This is a genomic window from Phenylobacterium sp., from assembly GCF_030693405.1.
In the GTDB taxonomy this organism is placed as follows: Bacteria; Pseudomonadota; Alphaproteobacteria; order Caulobacterales; family Caulobacteraceae; genus Phenylobacterium.
This window is the reverse complement of record NZ_JAUYAW010000072.1, coordinates 101,059-117,360: the sequence shown is the minus strand read 5'-3', so window position 1 is coordinate 117,360 and position 16,302 is coordinate 101,059. Positions and strand designations below refer to the sequence as shown.

Annotated in this window: 19 protein-coding genes and 1 tRNA gene; 9 read left to right on the top strand and 11 right to left on the bottom strand. The window is 68.3% G+C overall.

The genetic code is table 11. The features are described 5' to 3' along the window. Positions 1-20 precede the first annotated feature (20 nt). The 3 genes from Q8N19_RS15595 to Q8N19_RS15585 all read right to left on the bottom strand — a co-directional run bounded on the left by Q8N19_RS15595 (position 21) and on the right by Q8N19_RS15585 (position 2,195). A complete protein-coding gene (locus tag Q8N19_RS15595) occupies positions 21-680 on the bottom strand; it encodes an LON peptidase substrate-binding domain-containing protein (protein WP_305592364.1) in 660 nt (219 codons plus the stop codon). Between the two features lie 20 nt (positions 681-700). After that, positions 701-1,600, bottom strand: a complete 900-nt coding sequence (locus Q8N19_RS15590) for a co-chaperone YbbN (RefSeq protein ID WP_305592217.1) — start codon at positions 1,598-1,600, stop codon at positions 701-703. A 73-nt stretch (positions 1,601-1,673) separates the two neighbouring features. Then, complete coding sequence (locus Q8N19_RS15585; protein WP_305592216.1) at positions 1,674-2,195, bottom strand: prolyl-tRNA synthetase associated domain-containing protein; 522 nt, start codon at positions 2,193-2,195, stop codon at positions 1,674-1,676. 113 nt (positions 2,196-2,308) lie between these two features. Here Q8N19_RS15585 and Q8N19_RS15580 point away from each other — a divergent pair, with 113 nt between their 5' ends. The 3 genes from Q8N19_RS15580 (at position 2,309) to Q8N19_RS15570 (ending at position 3,579) form a co-directional block, all read left to right on the top strand. Beyond that, a complete protein-coding gene (locus Q8N19_RS15580) occupies positions 2,309-3,052 on the top strand; it encodes a DUF6065 family protein (protein ID WP_305592214.1) in 744 nt (247 codons plus the stop codon). 82 nt (positions 3,053-3,134) lie between these two features. After that, positions 3,135-3,209, top strand: a tRNA-Gly gene (locus Q8N19_RS15575). 172 nt (positions 3,210-3,381) lie between these two features. Beyond that, on the top strand, positions 3,382-3,579 hold the full coding sequence (locus Q8N19_RS15570; RefSeq protein WP_305592213.1) for a hypothetical protein: 198 nt from the start codon (positions 3,382-3,384) through the stop codon (positions 3,577-3,579). Between the two features lie 90 nt (positions 3,580-3,669). Here the strand turns inward: Q8N19_RS15570 and Q8N19_RS15565 are convergent, their stop codons facing one another. Further along, positions 3,670-4,245, bottom strand: coding sequence for a hypothetical protein (locus tag Q8N19_RS15565; RefSeq protein WP_305592211.1), 576 nt, complete (start codon positions 4,243-4,245; stop codon positions 3,670-3,672). Positions 4,246-4,563: 318 nt separating this feature from the next. On the opposite strand from Q8N19_RS15565, the gene Q8N19_RS15560 reads away from it, so the two are divergent. Beyond that, positions 4,564-5,334, top strand: coding sequence for a sulfite exporter TauE/SafE family protein (locus Q8N19_RS15560; protein WP_305592209.1), 771 nt, complete (start codon positions 4,564-4,566; stop codon positions 5,332-5,334). Positions 5,335-5,398: 64 nt separating this feature from the next. Here Q8N19_RS15560 and Q8N19_RS15555 read toward each other — a convergent pair whose 3' ends face one another. Next, positions 5,399-5,803: an MAPEG family protein gene (locus tag Q8N19_RS15555; protein ID WP_305592207.1), complete on the bottom strand. Its 405-nt coding sequence runs from the start codon at positions 5,801-5,803 to the stop codon at positions 5,399-5,401. Positions 5,804-6,015: 212 nt separating this feature from the next. Between Q8N19_RS15555 and Q8N19_RS15550 the strand changes: the two genes are divergently transcribed. Both Q8N19_RS15550 and Q8N19_RS15545 read left to right on the top strand, forming a co-directional pair. Then, positions 6,016-6,576 (top strand): hypothetical protein, encoded by a 561-nt coding sequence (locus Q8N19_RS15550; RefSeq protein ID WP_305592205.1) that lies wholly within the window; start codon positions 6,016-6,018, stop codon positions 6,574-6,576. Between the two features lie 12 nt (positions 6,577-6,588). After that, positions 6,589-7,764 (top strand): zinc-dependent alcohol dehydrogenase, encoded by a 1,176-nt coding sequence (locus Q8N19_RS15545; RefSeq protein ID WP_305592203.1) that lies wholly within the window; start codon positions 6,589-6,591, stop codon positions 7,762-7,764. A 21-nt stretch (positions 7,765-7,785) separates the two neighbouring features. Here Q8N19_RS15545 and Q8N19_RS15540 read toward each other — a convergent pair whose 3' ends face one another. From Q8N19_RS15540 to Q8N19_RS15530, 3 genes are all read right to left on the bottom strand, one after another. Further along, on the bottom strand, positions 7,786-9,018 hold the full coding sequence (locus tag Q8N19_RS15540) for an argininosuccinate synthase (protein WP_305592201.1): 1,233 nt from the start codon (positions 9,016-9,018) through the stop codon (positions 7,786-7,788). Between the two features lie 69 nt (positions 9,019-9,087). Then, entirely contained in the window at positions 9,088-9,453 is a 366-nt protein-coding gene (locus Q8N19_RS15535) for a hypothetical protein (RefSeq protein WP_305592199.1), read from the bottom strand. 71 nt (positions 9,454-9,524) lie between these two features. Beyond that, the gene (locus Q8N19_RS15530) at positions 9,525-11,441 is read right to left on the bottom strand and encodes a potassium transporter Kup (RefSeq protein WP_305592197.1); all 1,917 of its coding nucleotides are present in this window, start codon (positions 11,439-11,441) and stop codon (positions 9,525-9,527) included. A 223-nt stretch (positions 11,442-11,664) separates the two neighbouring features. Between Q8N19_RS15530 and Q8N19_RS15525 the strand changes: the two genes are divergently transcribed. Beyond that, positions 11,665-12,459, top strand: coding sequence for an SDR family oxidoreductase (locus Q8N19_RS15525; protein ID WP_305592195.1), 795 nt, complete (start codon positions 11,665-11,667; stop codon positions 12,457-12,459). A gap of 7 nt (positions 12,460-12,466) precedes the next feature. Here the strand turns inward: Q8N19_RS15525 and Q8N19_RS15520 are convergent, their stop codons facing one another. After that, a complete protein-coding gene (locus Q8N19_RS15520) occupies positions 12,467-13,153 on the bottom strand; it encodes a MarC family protein (protein ID WP_305592194.1) in 687 nt (228 codons plus the stop codon). 82 nt (positions 13,154-13,235) lie between these two features. Here Q8N19_RS15520 and pyrF point away from each other — a divergent pair, with 82 nt between their 5' ends. Continuing rightward, complete coding sequence (gene pyrF / locus Q8N19_RS15515) at positions 13,236-13,955, top strand: orotidine-5'-phosphate decarboxylase (protein ID WP_305592192.1); 720 nt, start codon at positions 13,236-13,238, stop codon at positions 13,953-13,955. On the opposite strand, the gene Q8N19_RS15510 is transcribed toward pyrF, so the two are convergent. Continuing rightward, the gene (locus Q8N19_RS15510) at positions 13,952-14,599 is read right to left on the bottom strand and encodes a hypothetical protein (RefSeq protein ID WP_305592190.1); all 648 of its coding nucleotides are present in this window, start codon (positions 14,597-14,599) and stop codon (positions 13,952-13,954) included. The two genes, pyrF and Q8N19_RS15510, sit on opposite strands and share 4 nt — an antisense overlap. Positions 14,600-14,692: 93 nt before the next feature. After that, complete coding sequence (locus Q8N19_RS15505) at positions 14,693-14,896, bottom strand: DUF1674 domain-containing protein (RefSeq protein ID WP_305592188.1); 204 nt, start codon at positions 14,894-14,896, stop codon at positions 14,693-14,695. Between the two features lie 8 nt (positions 14,897-14,904). Between Q8N19_RS15505 and Q8N19_RS15500 the strand changes: the two genes are divergently transcribed. Further along, on the top strand, positions 14,905-16,299 hold the full coding sequence (locus tag Q8N19_RS15500) for an RsmB/NOP family class I SAM-dependent RNA methyltransferase (RefSeq protein WP_305592187.1): 1,395 nt from the start codon (positions 14,905-14,907) through the stop codon (positions 16,297-16,299). The last annotated feature ends 3 nt before the right edge of the window (positions 16,300-16,302 follow it).

Genomic DNA, 16,302 nt, shown 5'->3' with positions numbered 1-16,302 from the left:
ATCGTCCTTAAACCAGCGCGCTACTGGACGCTATGGGGCGCGCCGTCATCGTCCTCAAGCGCGTCGATCTCCAGCAGCGCGGTGAGACTGCGGACCCGCTCGGTGAGCGTCAGCGCTTCCAGCAGGGCCTGCTTTTCCGACGGCTCGAACGGCAGCCCCATGGCCAGGCTGGTCACCAGGGGGGCGATGGGCGCGGTCATCGCCGTCTCGTCGTCCACATCCAGCTCTCGCCGGTTCAGATAGCGCTTCAGGGCCCGGGCGAACCGTTCCCGGTCCATGTCCGGCGGGCCCTCATCCTCGGGTGAGAGATCAGCCTCGAAGTCGCCATAGGCCACCCGCAGCTGGCGATAGGGGGTCCGGGCCGAGAGCTCCTCGCCGGCCACGAACCGGCAAATTCCGGTCAGGGTGATCAGATAGCGCCCGTCCGAGGTCTCGGCGAAGCTGGTGATCCGGCCGAGGCAGCCGACGCTGGTGAGGTTGGGCCGCGCCCGCTCGCCGCCGGCGCGGGTCTGGATCATGCCGATGACCCGGTCCCCGGCCATGGCGTCGTCCACCATGTTCAGATAGCGCGGCTCGAAGATCTGCAGCGGCAGATCCCCGCCAGGCAGCAGCACGGCCCCGTCCAGGGGAAAGATCGGGATGATCTGCGGCAGGTCACTCGTGCGCCGGTAGCCCGGCATGGGCGTCACCTCTGGGCTTCTTACGAGAACAGGATGGCGGAAAGCCGGCGGCGGCCATTGCGGGCCACCTCCGACGCGGGACCGGCGGCTTCGAAGATGGTCAGGAGCTGCTTGCGGGCGGCCTCGTCGTTCCAGGTCCGGTCCCGTTCGATGATGTGCAGCAGATGGTCGGCGGCGGCTTCCATCCGCCCGCGGCCGGCCAGGGCCTTGGCCAGGGCCAGGCGGGCCTCATGGTCATCCGCATCGGCGGCGAGTCGGGCCTCGAATTCCTGGGTTTCCGAGGGCGCTTCGGCGGCGAGGTTCAGGGCCGCGCGCACGCTGTCCAGGTCGGGATCCTTGGCCCCCTCAGGCGCCATGTCGAGAATCTCCTTCGCCCGGTCGGCCTCGCCGCCAGCGAGGTAGCAGCGGGCGAGCCCCCCGAGCGCCTTCACATGGTCAGGCTCGGCCTGCAGCACTTGGGCGAAGCCCTGGGCGGCGAGCGCGATGTCCCCGGCCTCCAGGGCCGCCTTGGCCATGTCCAGCAGTTCATCGACCCCGTCCGCCGGGGCCATGGCCGCCAGCTTGTCGACGAAGGCCTTAACCTGGCTCTCGGGCAGGGCGCCCATGAAGCCGTCCACCGGCCGGCCGCCGAAGAAGGCGAACACCGCCGGGATCGACTGCACCCGGAGCTGGCCGGCGAAGGCGGGATTCTGGTCGATGTCGATCTTGACCATCTTGACCTTGCCCTTGGCGGCGTTGACCGCCTTTTCCAGGGCCGGTCCGAGCTGGCGGCAGGGGCCGCACCAGGGCGCCCAGAAGTCGACGATGACCGGCGTCTCCTGGCTGGCCTCGACGACATCAGCCATGAAGCTGGCGTCGGTGGCGTCCTTGACCAGGGCCCCTCCGGCGGCGGGGGCGGCGGTCTCTCCGATGAGGCTCATGGGCGAACTCGTCTTGCTTGGACTGACTGGGGCAACGCGGCAGGCCCTAAGATGGTCCCATGACCGGCGCGCTTCAACGGATGGTTTGCGCTTCGACCACCTGCAGGGTCTCGAAATCCACCACAAGGGGAACGACGCCCAGGGCCGCGAGGAAGGCCTGGAAGCCGCTTTGGTCGAGGGCGGTGGTGGCGGTGTTGGTCAGGGGATGGAAGTTCACGATCGGCGCCTTGGCCAGCGCATGGTCGAGGACGAAGGTCACCCGCCGGGCCACATCGTTGAGCAGACCCAGGGCGGTGACCGAGCCCGGCGTCACCCCCAGGGTCTCGACCATCAGGTCCTCGCGCCCGAAGGACAGGCGCGCGGACCCGATCACCGGCGGCAGGCGCTTGAGGTCGATCACCGTCCGGTCGGCGGCCGAGATCAGCCACAGCCGGTCCTTGGCGTCCTTCAGGAACAGGTTCTTGGTGTGGGCGCCGGGCAGGCCGGCCTTGATCTCCTCGCCCTCGCCGACCCGGAAGACGGCCGGATGGTCCACGGTCCGGTGGGCGATGGCGTGGGCGTCCAGAAAGGCGAGCAGGTCGGCGCGGGTCTTCATGGGCTCCTCATAGGCCGGCTCAGACGATCGTGGAACTGGACGGCGCCCGCGAGGGCTGGCTAGAGCTTGAGTCCGGCCGGTCCGCGGCCGTGTGTCGAGAGGTTGGACGCCCCATGGAGCTTGAGTGCTACCCCACCGCTGATCGCCCGCCGGAAATCGTGCCCGGCCGCCCGCAGCGGGCCTGGATGGAGAGCTTCGCCGATCGGCACCCCTATCGGTGCCTGCCGCTCACCATGGCCAACACCACCGGCTGGGAAATCCTGTGCCCCATGGGTTTCAGCGCCGAATGGAATGGCGGCAAGTTCCAGGAGGACATCACCCTCATCCCGGACAATCCCCACCCGGATTTCCATAACTTCGCCAAGTCGCACTTCAGCCATGGGGTGATCACCTTCCACCCCGGCTACCTGTTCCGCACCCCGCCGGGCTGGTCGATGATGGCCCAGGGTCCGCCCAACCACGTCAAGGACGGGATTCAGCCCCTGGCCGGCCTGGTGGAGACCGAGTGGCTGCCCTTCCCCTTCACCATGAACTGGATCTTCACCCGCCCGGGCCGCGTGAGCTTCCGCAAGGGCGAGCCCTTCTGCTTCATCACCCTGGTGCAGGACAAACCCCTGGCGGAGTTCCAGCCGGTGATCCGGCCGCTCGCCCGCAACGCCGACCTTCTGGGTCAGTACACCGCCTGGGAGAAGCACCGGACCGAGTTCAACGCCAAGATCAGCCGCAGAGACCCTGACGCCACCAAGGAGGCCTGGCAGCGTTTCTACTTCCGCGGGGAGTACCCGGACGCGGTGGCTGAGCCGCCCAAGGACCATGTGAACAAGCGCAGGCTGAAGGCCCCGAAATTCGGGGGCTAGGCCGCTTGCCAAGGCCCAACTCCTCTGCCATAAGCCCGCTCTCGATTTTCGGGGCGGCCACTAGGGGTCGGCATCGAAAAGCGCGGGCGTAGCTCAGTGGTAGAGCACAACCTTGCCAAGGTTGGGGTCGAGAGTTCGAATCTCTTCGCCCGCTCCATTTCCCCCAGGGGACATGTGGCGATCCAAGAAGGCGGCCCCTGGCGGGCCGCCCTTTTTGTTTCGGGCCTGAGCGAAACGAGAGGCTGGGCCTGCAACCAACGGGGCGTCTCCAGCATTTTCCTTCGCGACACGTCCCGCCGTTTTGGCGGGGTTGAGAGACGGAGGTCCCCATGACCGAGCAGCGCAAAGACGACGACGCCAACGCCCCGAGCTCGCGCCCGGCCGCCCCCCTTCCGGAGGGCCAGAAGCACGACCAGCTGGACCGCGAAGGTCGCAAGGCTGAAACCCGCCAGGAAGCCCTGGTGGATGAGGCGGTGGAGGAAACCTTTCCCGCCAGCGACCCGATCGCGCCTAAGCACATCACCTGAGAAGCGCCTGCTGACCTGATATGAAAGAGGGGGCGGACCTTGCGGTCCGCCCCCTTTGTCATGCTGACGACGCGCCAGTTGGGGCACCAGTTACGGCGCGGGGCGCATGATCCTCGGACCAAGGTTTTCAAGCACCGCCCGGGCGTCGAAGGCGTTGGGATCGCCGGCCGGCTTCGCGCCGCGATACATCACGACCTCAGCCGTAGCCTCGAACCGCTCAACGGTGCGCACATCCACCCGGTCGGCCCAGAAGGGGTCGCCCCAATAGGGATCCCAGGTGCGCCAGCTATAGGCCGAATAGTAGCGCCAGTGGGGCCGCCAGTAGGAATAACGGGGGCCATACCACGGATTGTAGAAGGGGTCGGGCTGCACATAGGTGCGCGCATCCCGGTCGGTCGCCCGTGTGACGATGGAAAAGCCGTCATAGCCCTGCTGCACGGTCAGCTCGGCCGCTCGGTAGAGCAGATAGCCCTCGACGGTCTCCCGTCCCGTCAGGCTGTTGCCGGCGAAGCTGACACGCCAGCGGTCCGGCTCTACCCGCATTTCGGAATAGCCGCCGGAGACCGCAGCGCCCGGCAGGTTGGGTTGGTAGGGCGTGGCCGTCGCGCACGCGCTCAGCCCGGCAAGAAGGGCGAGGGCGACAACGGGACCCGATAGGCTTTTCATGTTCGTCTCGTTCCTTGAGAACGTCCCCCGAACGCTCTGCGGCAGACTAGGCCAACACCGTGGCGCAATTTTGGTTGCCCGGCCACTCCCGCCGCCCGGCCCAGGCTCTTGGCCCCAACCGGCCGATGACATTTTCGTGTGCGCGACCGGTGGGCGTCAGGGACCGCCTTCGCCCAAAACGGGAGCCTCTTCACGGTCTTAGGCGACCCCGAGCGCCACATGGCGTGGGACGTGCAGACCAAGGCGCTGTAGATTTCACTTAATTCCTATTGAGACACTAGGATAGTATCCCAGGGTCTGAGAAGTCAGGGGCGGGCGATGGAATCGGACTTCATGCTGTTTGCGGCGGTGGGCTTCGCCGCCCAGCTGGTGGATGGCGCCCTGGGCATGGCCTATGGCGTCGTCTCCACCACGACTCTGCTGGCCATGGGGGTGTCGCCGGCCAACGCCTCGGCCAGCGTGCACGCCGCCAAGGTCTTCACCGGCGCGGCCTCGGCGGTGTCCCACGCCCTCCATAAGAACATCAACTGGCGCCTGCTGGCCTTGCTCGCCACCGGCGGCGTGGTCGGCGGCGTCGCCGGCACCTACCTGCTGACCTCGATCGATGGGGACACGATCAAGCCCTATGTGGTCGGCTGGCTCGGCCTCATGGGGCTGGTGATCCTCTACCGGGCCTGGAAGGGCGTTCGACCCAAGCCCTTTTCCTGGAAGAGCCCCATGCCGCTCGGCGTGCTCGGGGGCTTCTTCGATGCGGTGGGCGGTGGCGGATGGGGACCGGTGGTCACCTCCACCCTCCTCGGCTCCGGAGCCGATCCGCGCAAGGCGATCGGCACCACAAACGCCGCCGAATTCTTCGTCGCCACCGCGGTCTCGGCGGCCTTCCTCTCGGCCCTGCTGTCGGGCCATTGGGAGACCGAGGGCCTACGCGACCACCTGTCTTCGGTCCTGGGCCTGATCGCCGGCGGGGTGGTTGCGGCCCCCCTGGCCGGATGGATGACCAAGGTCCTGCCGATCCGCGCCCTGACCTGGTTCGTGGGTGTTCTGGTCACGGGCCTGGCGATCTGGCAGGCGGTGGTGCTCTTCCTGTAGCCCCCTGTAGCCCCGACCTGACCAAGGCGATCAGATCGTGGCCAGGGGCCACGGCGCCCAGGGCTCAGGCGCCCACCGTCACCAGGATCCAGATGATCCGGCCTGCGGCGCCCAGCAGCAGGGCGGCGGCGGCCACGAACTGGATGATGAAGCCCAGCTCCCGCTTGCCGGGATCGGCCACATAGCCGAAGGCGTAGAGCAGCCGCCCGACGATCCAGACCACGCCCAGGCCAGCCGCGATCAGGTCGTTCCAGTAGATGGCGAACAGCCACAGGCCGGTCAGGAAGATCGGCAGCCATTCCAGCGTGTTGGCCTGCACCCGGATGTGCCGCTCGAGAACCGGATCTCCCACCATGGCCGGGGCGGCGATACCGCTTTTCCCCCGGGCCACGCCAACGCGGAGCCCCATCCAGAAATAGACCAGCAGCGCGGCGATTGTGACCAGCGCAACCCAGCTGTGCGGACTCATGGCGAATTCCCCCTCAGGATAATGATGGCGCAGCCTCGCGCCTTTGCGCCACAGTGGCACGGGCCAAGCGCCACCGGAACCTTCGCCAGTCGCCCGCGAGGGCCAGGAGCCGTCAACTCGCGGGCCCCTGACTGAAAAACTGAGGATCTGCGGGGAACGATTGGCGCTCTGATGCGAGTTTTAGGCGGGTCAGCCGATACAGGAGCCGGCCCGTGTCCTCAGTCCACACCTCAGAAACCGACACCCCTTGGCGCCGCCGCGCAGGCGAGGCCGCAGGCGCGTTGAAAGAAGCCCGCAGCTGGGCGGCCGGCGCACCCCGTGAGACAGCCCCCAGCACCGCCCTCCCCCTGCCAGGCGGCGGCCGCATGCGCCTGAGCACCGACCGCGTGCGCGCCAAGCCTGCCCTCTCCCCGCAGGTCTCGTTCATGCTTGGCCAGAACGCCATCGGCCTTGGCCTCTGGGGTCTCTTCTTCCCCCGTGGCGTGCAGCGGTTCCTCGGTCTGAATGGGTCGCCGCAGACCACCCGGCTGCTGTTCGGCGCCCGGGAGATGGCCACCGGCATGGGTCTGTTCTCAGATCCGACGCGCTCGGGCGTGCTGTGGGCGCGGGTCGTGGGCGACGTGTTCGACATCGCCGTGCTGAGCGCCCTGAACCGGCGCAGCAACCCCAAACAGGGCAACGCCAGGCTGGCCCTCGGCGTGGTGCTGGCCGTCACCGCCCTGGATGTGATCACCGCCACCCGCATGACCAACGTCACGCGCAACTGCGCTTAGGAGGACCGCCCCGTGAAAGCGATTTGCTGGCAAGGCAAGAAGGACCTCCGCTGCGAGGAGGTGCCCGATCCGATCATCGAGGACCCCAAGGACGCCATCATCCGCGTCACCTCCACCTGCATCTGCGGATCTGACCTGCACCTGATGAACGGCCTGGTGCCGACCATGTGTGTCGGCGACGTCATGGGCCATGAGGCCATGGGCGAAGTGGTCGAGGCAGGCCCTGAAGCCCGAGCCCAGGGCCTGAAGGTCGGCGACCGGGTGGTGGTCCCGTTCCAGATGACCTGCGGCGCGTGTGAGCAGTGCCTGGCGGGAAACTACTCCGTCTGCCAGACCACCAACCGAAACTCAGACCTGGCCAAGGCCTTCTTCGGCGACACCACCGCAGGACTGTTCGGCTATTCCCACATCACCGGCGGTTATGCCGGGGGCCAGGCGGAGTATCTGCGCGTCCCCCATGCGGCGACCACCCTGATTCAGATTCCCAAGACCGGGGCTGATGAGACCTATCTCTTCCTCAGCGACATCCTGCCGACAGGCTGGCAGGCGGCGGCCTTCGCCGACATCCAGCCCACCGATACGGTGGCGGTCTGGGGCTGCGGGCCGGTGGGGCTGTTCGCCATCCAGTCGGCGATCATCCAGGGCGCTCAGCGGGTCATCGCCATCGACGACGTGCCCGAGCGACTGGCCATGGCGGCTGACCTGGGGGCCGAGACCCTGGACCGCAGCGCCCACAAGGTGCTGCCCAGCCTGAAAGAGATGACCGACGGCCATGGTCCGGAGAAGTGCATCGACGCTGTTGGCCTTGAGGCCCACGGCCCGACCCCGCTGCTGGGTATGATCGATCGGGTGCAGACCGCGCTGAAGCTGGAGACCGAGCGGCCGGTGGCCCTTCGCGAGGCGATCATGGCCTGCAAGGCGGCCGGCACGGTCTCGGTTCCAGGCGTCTATGGCGGGCTCGCCAACATGATCCCGCTGGGCGCCCTGATGAACAAGGGGCTGACCCTGCGTACCGGCCAAACCCATGTGCGGCGCTGGAGTGATGACCTGCTGCGCCGGCTAGACGAAGGCGAGATCGACCCGACCTTCCTGATCACCCACACCGAGCCGCTCGGCCGCGGGCCGGAGATGTACAAGACCTTCCGCGACAAGAAGGACGGCTGCGTGAAGGTGGTGTTGAAGCCTTGAGCGGCCGCAGCGGCCTTGCGCCTACCGCCCCCGGCGGTCGCGCTTGGCTGTGCCGCGCAGGCGCAGGGCGTTGAGCTTGATGAAGCCGGCCGCATCGCGCTGGTCGTAGGCCACCTTGCCCTCCTCGAAGGTGACCAGCTCCTGGTCGTACAGCGAGTAGGGGCTGGAGCGGCCGATGACCGTGACATTGCCCTTGTACAGCTTCACCCGCACCTGACCGGCCACGTGGGCCTGGGAATGGTCGATGGCCGCCTGCAGCATCTCGCGCTCGGGGCTGAACCAGAAGCCGTTATAGATCAGCTCCGCATAGCGGGGCATCAGCTCGTCCTTCAGGTGGGCCGCGCCGCGGTCCAGGGTGATGGACTCGATCCCCCGGTGGGCGGCCAGCAGGATCGTGCCGCCCGGCGTTTCATAGACGCCGCGGGACTTCATGCCGACGAAGCGGTTCTCCACCAGGTCCAGGCGGCCAATGCCGTTGTCGTGGCCGAGCTGGTTGAGGCGGGTGAGCAGGGCGGCCGGCGACAGGGCCTCGCCATCGATAGCGATGGGATCGCCCTTTTCGAAGTCAATGGTGATGACCGTCGGCTTGTCCGGCGCATCCTCGGGCGAGATCGTGCGCATATGGACAAATTCCGGCGCCTCGACCGCCGGGTCCTCCAGCACCTTGCCCTCAGACGAGGAGTGCAGAAGGTTGGCGTCGACGCTGAAGGGCGCTTCGCCGCGCTTGTCCTTGGTGATCTGGATCTGGTGCTTCTCGGCGAAGTCCAGCAGGGCCTCGCGGCTCTTGAAGTCCCATTCCCGCCAGGGCGCGATCACATGGATGTCGGGCTCCAGGGCATAGTAGCCGAGCTCGAAGCGGACCTGGTCATTGCCCTTGCCGGTGGCGCCATGGCTGACGGCGTCGGCGCCGGTCATCCGGGCGATCTCGATCTGGCGCTTGGCGATCAGGGGCCGGGCGATGGAGGTGCCCAGCAGGTACTGGCCCTCATAAACCGTATTGGCCCGGAACATCGGGAAGACGAAGTCGCGGACGAACTCCTCGCGAACATCCTCGATGAAGATGTTCTCGGGCTTCACGCCGGCGGCCAGGGCCTTGGCCCGCGCCGGCTCGATCTCTTCGCCCTGGCCGAGATCGGCGGTGAAGGTGACCACCTCGGCCCCGTATTCGGTCTGCAGCCACTTCAGGATGATCGAGGTGTCCAGGCCGCCGGAATAGGCGAGGACGACTTTCTTGATCGGCTTGTCGGCGGCCATGGGGCGAGGTCTTTCGAAGGTCGGAGAGTTGAAAACTGGCGCGGCTTTAAGATCGAACGGGGCGTCCGTTCAAGACTTAAGCGCGCCTTCCTGGTCAAGCTGGGTCATGGCCGCGTGCAACCAGCGCAGGTGATAGAGGGCGAAGACCCCGGCCAGGGTGGCGCGAATGCCAAAGAGCACCAGGGCGTCCTGCGTGCCCGGCGCGGTCTGCCGGTTCTGCCAGAGCAGCATGAGGCTGAGCAGAAAGGCGATCCCAGGGATCAGCAGCAGGGCCACATGGCGTGGGACCCGCATCATCGCCCGTCCGTCGCGAGCGAATTGCAGCGGCATCTTGGTGTCGGCCGGAACCCGCGCCCAGGCCTTGTGCGAGGCGCTGGCCATGATCGAGAGCGCGACGATCCACAGGGCGTCGCCCACAATGCCCAGCCAGTTCATTGGTCTCTCCCCGCAAGCTTGGTCGCCCGACCCATGGCCCAGTTAGGGCCGCCGAGTCCAGGCCAGCCGCCCTAGACCGTGACCTGGGTGCCCAGTTCCACCACCCGGCCGGGCGGAATCTTGAAGAAGTCGGTGGGATTGGCCGCATTGCGCATCAGATAGATGAACAGGCGGTCCTGCCAGAGCGGCATGCCCGACTGGGCCGACGGCACCACCGAGCGGCGGCCCAGGAAGAAGCTGGTGGCCATGATGTCGAACTTCAGGCCGAGCTTGCGGCAAAGCCCGAGCGCCTTGGGCAGGTTGGGGCTCTCCATGAAGCCGTAGGCGACCACGACCTTCTTGAAGTCCTCGTTCACCGGCTCGATCTTGATCCGGTCCTCGTCCTTGACCCTGGGCGTCTCGGTGGTCCGCACGGTCAGGATGACGTTCTTTTCGTGCAGCACCTTGTTGTGCTTGAGATTGTGCATCAGGGCCACCGGCGCCACGTCGGGGTCCGAGGTCAGGAAGATGGCCGTGCCCGGCGCCCGGTGCGGCGCGCGGGCCTTGAGGATCTCGGTCAGCTCGGCGAGCTGAATGCTGTCGCGCCGGGTCTTGTCGGTGAGGATCTGGGCGCCGCGCATCCATGTCCACATAATGACCACCAGGCCCCCGCTGAGCGCCAGGGGGAACCAGCCGCCCTGGAAGACCTTGAGCAGGTTCGACGACAGGAAGACCAGGTCGATGGCGGCGAAACTGCCGGCCACAAGACCAGCCTGCCACCAGGGCCGCTTCCACATGGCGCCGATGATCACGAACAGCAGCAGGGTGTTGACGAACATGGTGCCCGACACCGCGATGCCATAGGCCGAGGCCAGGTTCGACGAGTTCTGGAACAGGGCGAGCGTCAGCAGCACACCGGCCATCAGCAGCATATTGACCTGGGGCACATAGATCTGGCCGGCCTGGGTCTCTGAGGTGCGGCGGATGTCGATCCGCGGCAGCAGGCCAAGCTGCACCGCCTGCTGGGTGACCGAGAAGGCGCCGGTGATCACCGCCTGGCTCGCCACGACCGTGGCCGCCGTGGCCAGCATGAGCACCGGCCAGAAGATCGCCACGGGGATCATCTCATAGAAGGGGCTGATCCGCGCCTCGGGGTGGGCCAGCACCAGGGCGCCTTGCCCCAGATAGTTCAGCAACAGGGCGGGCAGGACGAGCACGATCCAGGCCGCGCGGATCGGGCCTTTGCCGAAGTGGCCCATATCGGCATAGAGCGCCTCGGCCCCGGTGACGGCCAGGAAGACGCTGCCCAGGATGACAAATCCCAGGAAGCCGTTGTCGAGGATGAACAGCAGGCCGTAGTGGGGCGACAGGCCCATCAGGATCCGCGGGTCATCAAAAATGTGATAGATTCCAAGCCCGCCCAGGGTCAGGAACCAGAGGGCGGTGATGGGCCCGAAGTAGCGGCCGATCTTGGCCGTTCCCCGGGACTGCGCCGCGAACAGGGCGATCAGAATGCCCGCCGAAATCGGCAGGACGAAGGGGGAAAGCGCCGGTCCGATCCCGGGCGCGACCTTCAGGCCTTCCACGGCCGACAGCACCGACAGGGCCGGCGTAATGACGCCGTCCGAATAGAAGAGCGCCGCCCCGATCATGCCCAGGAGCAGGATCGCCCCGGACCGGCGGCCCAGTGATCTGCGGGCCAGGGCCATCAGGGCCAGAGCGCCGCCCTCGCCCTTGTTGTCGGCGTTGAGCAGGAAGATGACGTACTTGACCGAGACGATCAGGAACAGCGCCCAGGCCATCAGGGACACCACCCCGAACACCGCCAGTTCATCGGTCCCGCCGCTGCGGGAATGGGCGAGCGCCTCGCGCATGGCGTAGAGCGGGCTGGTCCCGATATCGCCGAAGACCACACCGACGGAGCCCAGGGCAAGCGCCCAGAAGCCTTCCGGCTTGGGGTGGGAGGCGTCGGAATGCGCCTCGGCAGCCGATGGGGTCGGCTCACTCATCAGGACTCTCCGGAGACCGTGGGGGCGGCGTTTGAGTGTTCCAGACAGGACGTCTGCGCCCCGACGATGCGGCGGGCGCGATACACCCTTTCCGGACGGGGTTCAATCGCACGGCCGGATTCGCCGCAGGGACGACCAGCTTGCCGCAGACCGCGACCTTCTCCACCCTTCCGCGGCAAGGGGGCCGATCAGGACGGGTCCGCAAAGCTGTGCAGGAGCGCCCATGGCTCGCCCACTGGCCCTGGTGACCGGGGCATCCGCCGGGATCGGCGCCGCCTTCGCCCAGACCCTGGCCGCCCGGGGCCATGACCTGGCGCTCACCGCGAGGCGGCTTGATCGTCTGGAGGCGCTGGCGGCCGAGCTTCGCGTCCGACACGGGGTGGAGGTGCTGACCCTGGCCGCCGATCTCGCCGACCCGGCCGCGCCGGCGCGCCTGGCGGACGCCCTGGCCGCTGAGGGACGCGGGGTCGATGTGCTGATCAACAATGCGGGCTACGGCCTGCCGGGGGGCTTTGGCGGCAATAGCTGGGCCGATCAGGCCGCCGTGCTGCAGGTGATGCTGACTGCGCCCACTGAACTGGCCCACCGGCTCCTGCCCGGCATGCTGAGCCGGCGCCACGGGCGCATCGTCAATGTCGCCTCGGTGGCAGGCATGACCCCCGGCGGCGTCGGCCTCTATGGCCCGGTCAAGCGCTACCTGATCGGCATGTCCCAGAGCCTGCACATGGAGTGCGCCGGAACCGGGGTTCATGTGAGCGCCCTGTGCCCAGGGCTGACCTGGTCGGAATTCCACGACGTCAACGGCATGCGTGAGCCGCTCAACCGCGCCACGCCGCGCTGGCTGTGGATGCAGGCCGAAACCGTGGTCGAGGTCGGGCTGGCGGCGGTGGAGAAGAACCAGCCGGTCTGCGTGCCTGGCCTGGTGAACAAGGTGATCGCCGGCCTCGCCCGCCATCTGCCCGAGCACTGGATCATGGCGATGACGGCGTCCCAGGGCTGGCGCTTCGGCGAGCCCTGAGCCCGGGTCACTCGGTCACATAGGGCTTGGCGGCCTCGTTGAGGATCACCCCGCTGGTGGCGTCGGCGATGCCCACCAGGACGAACTGCACCGCCATGGCGCAGAGGATGAGGCCCAGCACGCGGACGACGATGGTCATGCCGATCCGCCCGAGGATTTTGCTGATCACCGGCGCTGCCCAGAAGCAGAGCATGGTCACCAGCGCGATGGCGCCGATGACGCCCACCCCGATCGCCGCTCCAGCCAGGCCGAAAACCTTGGCTTCACTGGCGTAGATGACCACCGAGGAGATGGCGCCAGGCCCGATCAGCAGGGGCATGGCGAAGGGGACGATCAGCCGCTCGAACTTGCGCCCGGCCCGGCCCTTGGGGTTTTCGTCGCCCTCGGCCATGGCCGAGAATGTGGCGGTGAAGTCGTCCCGGGCCATCTCCAGGCCCAGCAGGAACAGGATGATGCCGCCGGCGATGCGGAAGGCCGGCAGGGAGATGCCGAAGAAGGCCAGCAGGGCCAGGCCGGAGAAGTAGAAGAAGGTCAGGAAGCCCAGGATGAACAGGGCGATATAGACGGCCACGAGCCGCGCATCGCGACCCTTGCTGCCCTGGGTCGCTGCGCCGAACAGGGGCACGTTGCCGATCGGATCGATCAGGGCGAACAGCGCCACGAAGAAGTTGACCGCAAACTCAGCCTGGCTCATGCCTCGCTCCTAGCTCAAAATTGAAGCGGCGCCGATGACCCTTGTGCGGTCAAACGGCGCCAATCCGCCTGGAGCCTGCGCCATGACCCTCACCGCCCGCTTGGACGCCGCCGTCGCCTGCGATCCGCGCCTGATCGTGCCCCTGGACCTGCCGACGGTCGATCAGGCCCGGGAGATGGTGGCGGCGATCGGCGAGGCCGCGAGCTTCTACAAGATCGGTCTGGAACTGTTCGCCTCGGATGGCATGACGCTCGCCCGGGAGCTCAAGGCCCAGGGCAAACAGATCTTCCTGGACTGGAAGCTGCACGACATCGGCACCACGGTGCAACGCTCAGCCGCGGTCCTGGCCGAGTCCGGCTGCGACTTTCTGACTGTGCATGGCGAGCCCCAGGTGATGGCCGCCGCCGTACGCGGCCGGGGACGTTCGGGCCTGAAGGTGCTGGCCGTCACGGTACTCACCAGCCTGTCGGATGAGGATCTGCTGGAGATGGGCTTCACCGAGACCGCCCGGTCCCTGGTGGAGCGGCGCATTCATCATGCGGTGGCCGCCGGCTGCGATGGGGTGATCGCCAGCCCCCATGAGGCGCAGCTCGCCCGCGCCATCGGCGGCCCGGACTTCCTGGTGGTGACGCCCGGCGTGCGCCCCGACTGGGCGGCGAAGAATGACCAGGCCCGGGCCGCGACGCCTGCCCAGGCCCTGCAGGCCGGCGCCTCGCACATCGTCTGTGGCCGCCCGATCACCGGGGCAAACGACCCCCAGGCCGCCGCTCAGCGGATCGTGGCGGAGATGGCCGGAGCCTAGCGCCCCTTGCCGCCCCCATGGCCCTTGCCGCCATGGCCGCCCCCGTGGCCGCCGCGATAGCCGCCATGGCCCACCGCATAGCCGCCGTGGATGGAGACCCGGGCCGAGGCCGAAGCGGACGCCGAGGCTGACGCATAGGCGCTCGAAGAGCCGCCGCCGCCGACCACATAGTAGCCGCCGCCGCCATAGCCGCCGGACGGGATCGGTCCCACGCCGCCGGCGCCTGCAAAGAAGCTGTCGGACAGGACGAGCCCCGCGCCCTGCCCACAGGCGCTCACGCATGGACTGCAGCAAGGCCCATAGGCCGGCGGCGCGTAGGCGGGAGGGCCGTAGGCTGGCGGGCCATAGCCGGGGTGGCCATAGCCGGGATGCGGGGGCTGGGGATGGCCGTAGTCCTGACGATAGGGGCCATATTCCTGGGCGTAGCCGCGGGTCCCGTAGCCGTCGCTCACATAGGCCTGCTCGTAGCCATAGGTCTCGCTGTAGCCGGAGCTGTGCTGATAGCCCCCGCCATAATAGCCCCCGGCCGACGCCGGGCACGGATTATGGGCGGGACAGGCTGCCGCCGCCCCTGCGCCGACCAGGCTCAAGAGCAGGCCGGCGGCGAGGCCCGCGGGCAGGGAATGGCGAATGGGCCAGGACATCGGACGCTCCTGTTTACAAGTCTTAACAGGAACCTAACGCCCCGCGGCGCGCCGGGGCGAGTCGCTGCACTCAGGGCGCGAGCTTGACCGGACCTAAAAGTCGACAGCGATACCCTTACGCTCCCAGTCGCCGAACCGGGTGGGCTCTGGCCCCTTCGGGCCGCCTTCTTCCGGCGGCGGTTGCAGGGCCGCCTCGGCCTCGCGGCGGGCCTGCGCCTCTTCCAGGGCGCGGCGGGCCGCAGGGCTCAGGGGTTTGTCCGGCGCGGCATTGGGGGGCAGGGTCTCGCTCATAGGCATGATTTAGGATGGCAAGGGCCGCTGCGCCAGACGCCGCTGCGCCGCGGGCGGCGGCGAAAGGGGCGCCCGCCTGCGATCTTTCCTTGCCTGAGGCCGGCGGAGCGGGCACGTCGCAGCCGGTGAATGACGACAATGATCTTGGCCTCCCCGCCCGGGGCGCCGCCCTCGACATCCTGACCGCCGCCCTGGCCCGTCGAACGGGCCTGGAAGAGGCGATCTCCACGCCGGCCTTTGGCGCGCTTTCGCCGCGGGACCGCGCCTTTGCGCGCGCACTGGCCATGGCCACATTGCGCCGGCTGGGGCCCATCGACCGGGCCCTGGACGCCAAGCTCGCCAAGTCGCCGCCGGACGGCGTGCGCCAGATCCTGCGGATTGGCGTGGCCCAGGCCTTCCTGATGGAGACCCCGCCCTTTGCGGCGGTGGCCACCAGCGTCGATCTGGCCGCCTCGCGCCGCGACACCGCGCCCTTCAAGGGCCTGGTCAACGCCGTCCTGCGGGGTCTGCTGCGCGAACCGCCGAACCTGGATGATCCCGAAGCTCTGCCGCCGCCCTGGCTGATGGCCCGCTGGAGCGCGGCCTTCGGTCCCGAGACCGCCCTGGAGATCGCCAAGGTGATCGCCCAGGAGCCGGCCACCGACCTTTCCGTCCGCGACCCCGCCACAGCCCAGGCCCTGGCGGCCGAGTTGGAAGCCGAGATCCTGCCGGGCGGCAGCCTGCGCACCGCCCGCCGCGGCGACCTGGCGACCTGGCCGGGCTTCGAGGCCGGCGCCTGGTGGGTGCAGGACGCCTCAGCCGCTATTCCCGCCCGTCTGCTGGAGGCCGGCCCCGACCAGCAGGTGCTCGATCTGTGCGCCGCCCCGGGGGGGAAGACCCTTCAACTGGCGGCTACGGGCGCCAGCGTCACGGCCCTGGACCGCTCGGCCGGCCGGCTCAAACGGCTGGCGGCCAATCTGGAGCGGATGGGGCTGAAGGCCGCCACCGTCACCGCCAATGCGGTCGACTGGAAGGCGCCGGACCTGTTCGACGCCGTCCTGCTGGACGCCCCCTGTTCGGCCACCGGCACCTTCCGCCGCCATCCCGACGTCCTGTGGGCCGCGCGGCCCGCCGACATCGCCAGCCTGTCCGAGACCCAGGCCCGGCTGCTGGACGCCACCGCGCCTCGCGTCGCTCCCCAGGGGCGGCTGGTCTACTGCGTGTGCAGCCTGGAGCCGGAAGAGGGCGAATCTCAGGTCGAGGGCTTCCTCGCCCGGCACCCGGGCTTTGTCCTGGAGCCGATCGCCCCCGGCGAAGGCGGGGCGCCCGCCGCCAGCGTGCGGCCCGACGGGACGCTCCGCATCCTGCCCTTCCACAGCCCGGGCGGAACCGACGGCTTCTACGTCGCCCGCTTCCTGCGGCAGAGCTAGGCG

Coding starts and splice junctions, on each gene's coding strand:
- Q8N19_RS15590 (WP_305592217.1), bottom strand. CDS start 1,600: ATGAGCCTCATCGGAGAGACCGCCGCCCCCGCCGCCGGAGGGGCCCTG.
- Q8N19_RS15535 (WP_305592199.1), bottom strand. CDS start 9,453: ATGAACTGGCTGGGCATTGTGGGCGACGCCCTGTGGATCGTCGCGCTC.
- Q8N19_RS15580 (WP_305592214.1), top strand. CDS start 2,309: ATGGAGCTTGAGTGCTACCCCACCGCTGATCGCCCGCCGGAAATCGTG.
- Q8N19_RS15585 (WP_305592216.1), bottom strand. CDS start 2,195: ATGAAGACCCGCGCCGACCTGCTCGCCTTTCTGGACGCCCACGCCATC.
- Q8N19_RS15555 (WP_305592207.1), bottom strand. CDS start 5,803: ATGAGTCCGCACAGCTGGGTTGCGCTGGTCACAATCGCCGCGCTGCTG.
- Q8N19_RS15500 (WP_305592187.1), top strand. CDS start 14,905: ATGGCAAGGGCCGCTGCGCCAGACGCCGCTGCGCCGCGGGCGGCGGCG.
- Q8N19_RS15595 (WP_305592364.1), bottom strand. CDS start 680: ATGCCGGGCTACCGGCGCACGAGTGACCTGCCGCAGATCATCCCGATC.
- Q8N19_RS15570 (WP_305592213.1), top strand. CDS start 3,382: ATGACCGAGCAGCGCAAAGACGACGACGCCAACGCCCCGAGCTCGCGC.
- Q8N19_RS15525 (WP_305592195.1), top strand. CDS start 11,665: ATGGCTCGCCCACTGGCCCTGGTGACCGGGGCATCCGCCGGGATCGGC.
- Q8N19_RS15540 (WP_305592201.1), bottom strand. CDS start 9,018: ATGGCCGCCGACAAGCCGATCAAGAAAGTCGTCCTCGCCTATTCCGGC.
- Q8N19_RS15530 (WP_305592197.1), bottom strand. CDS start 11,441: ATGAGTGAGCCGACCCCATCGGCTGCCGAGGCGCATTCCGACGCCTCC.
- Q8N19_RS15505 (WP_305592188.1), bottom strand. CDS start 14,896: ATGCCTATGAGCGAGACCCTGCCCCCCAATGCCGCGCCGGACAAACCC.
- Q8N19_RS15565 (WP_305592211.1), bottom strand. CDS start 4,245: ATGAAAAGCCTATCGGGTCCCGTTGTCGCCCTCGCCCTTCTTGCCGGG.
- pyrF (WP_305592192.1), top strand. CDS start 13,236: ATGACCCTCACCGCCCGCTTGGACGCCGCCGTCGCCTGCGATCCGCGC.
- Q8N19_RS15520 (WP_305592194.1), bottom strand. CDS start 13,153: ATGAGCCAGGCTGAGTTTGCGGTCAACTTCTTCGTGGCGCTGTTCGCC.
- Q8N19_RS15510 (WP_305592190.1), bottom strand. CDS start 14,599: ATGTCCTGGCCCATTCGCCATTCCCTGCCCGCGGGCCTCGCCGCCGGC.
- Q8N19_RS15560 (WP_305592209.1), top strand. CDS start 4,564: ATGGAATCGGACTTCATGCTGTTTGCGGCGGTGGGCTTCGCCGCCCAG.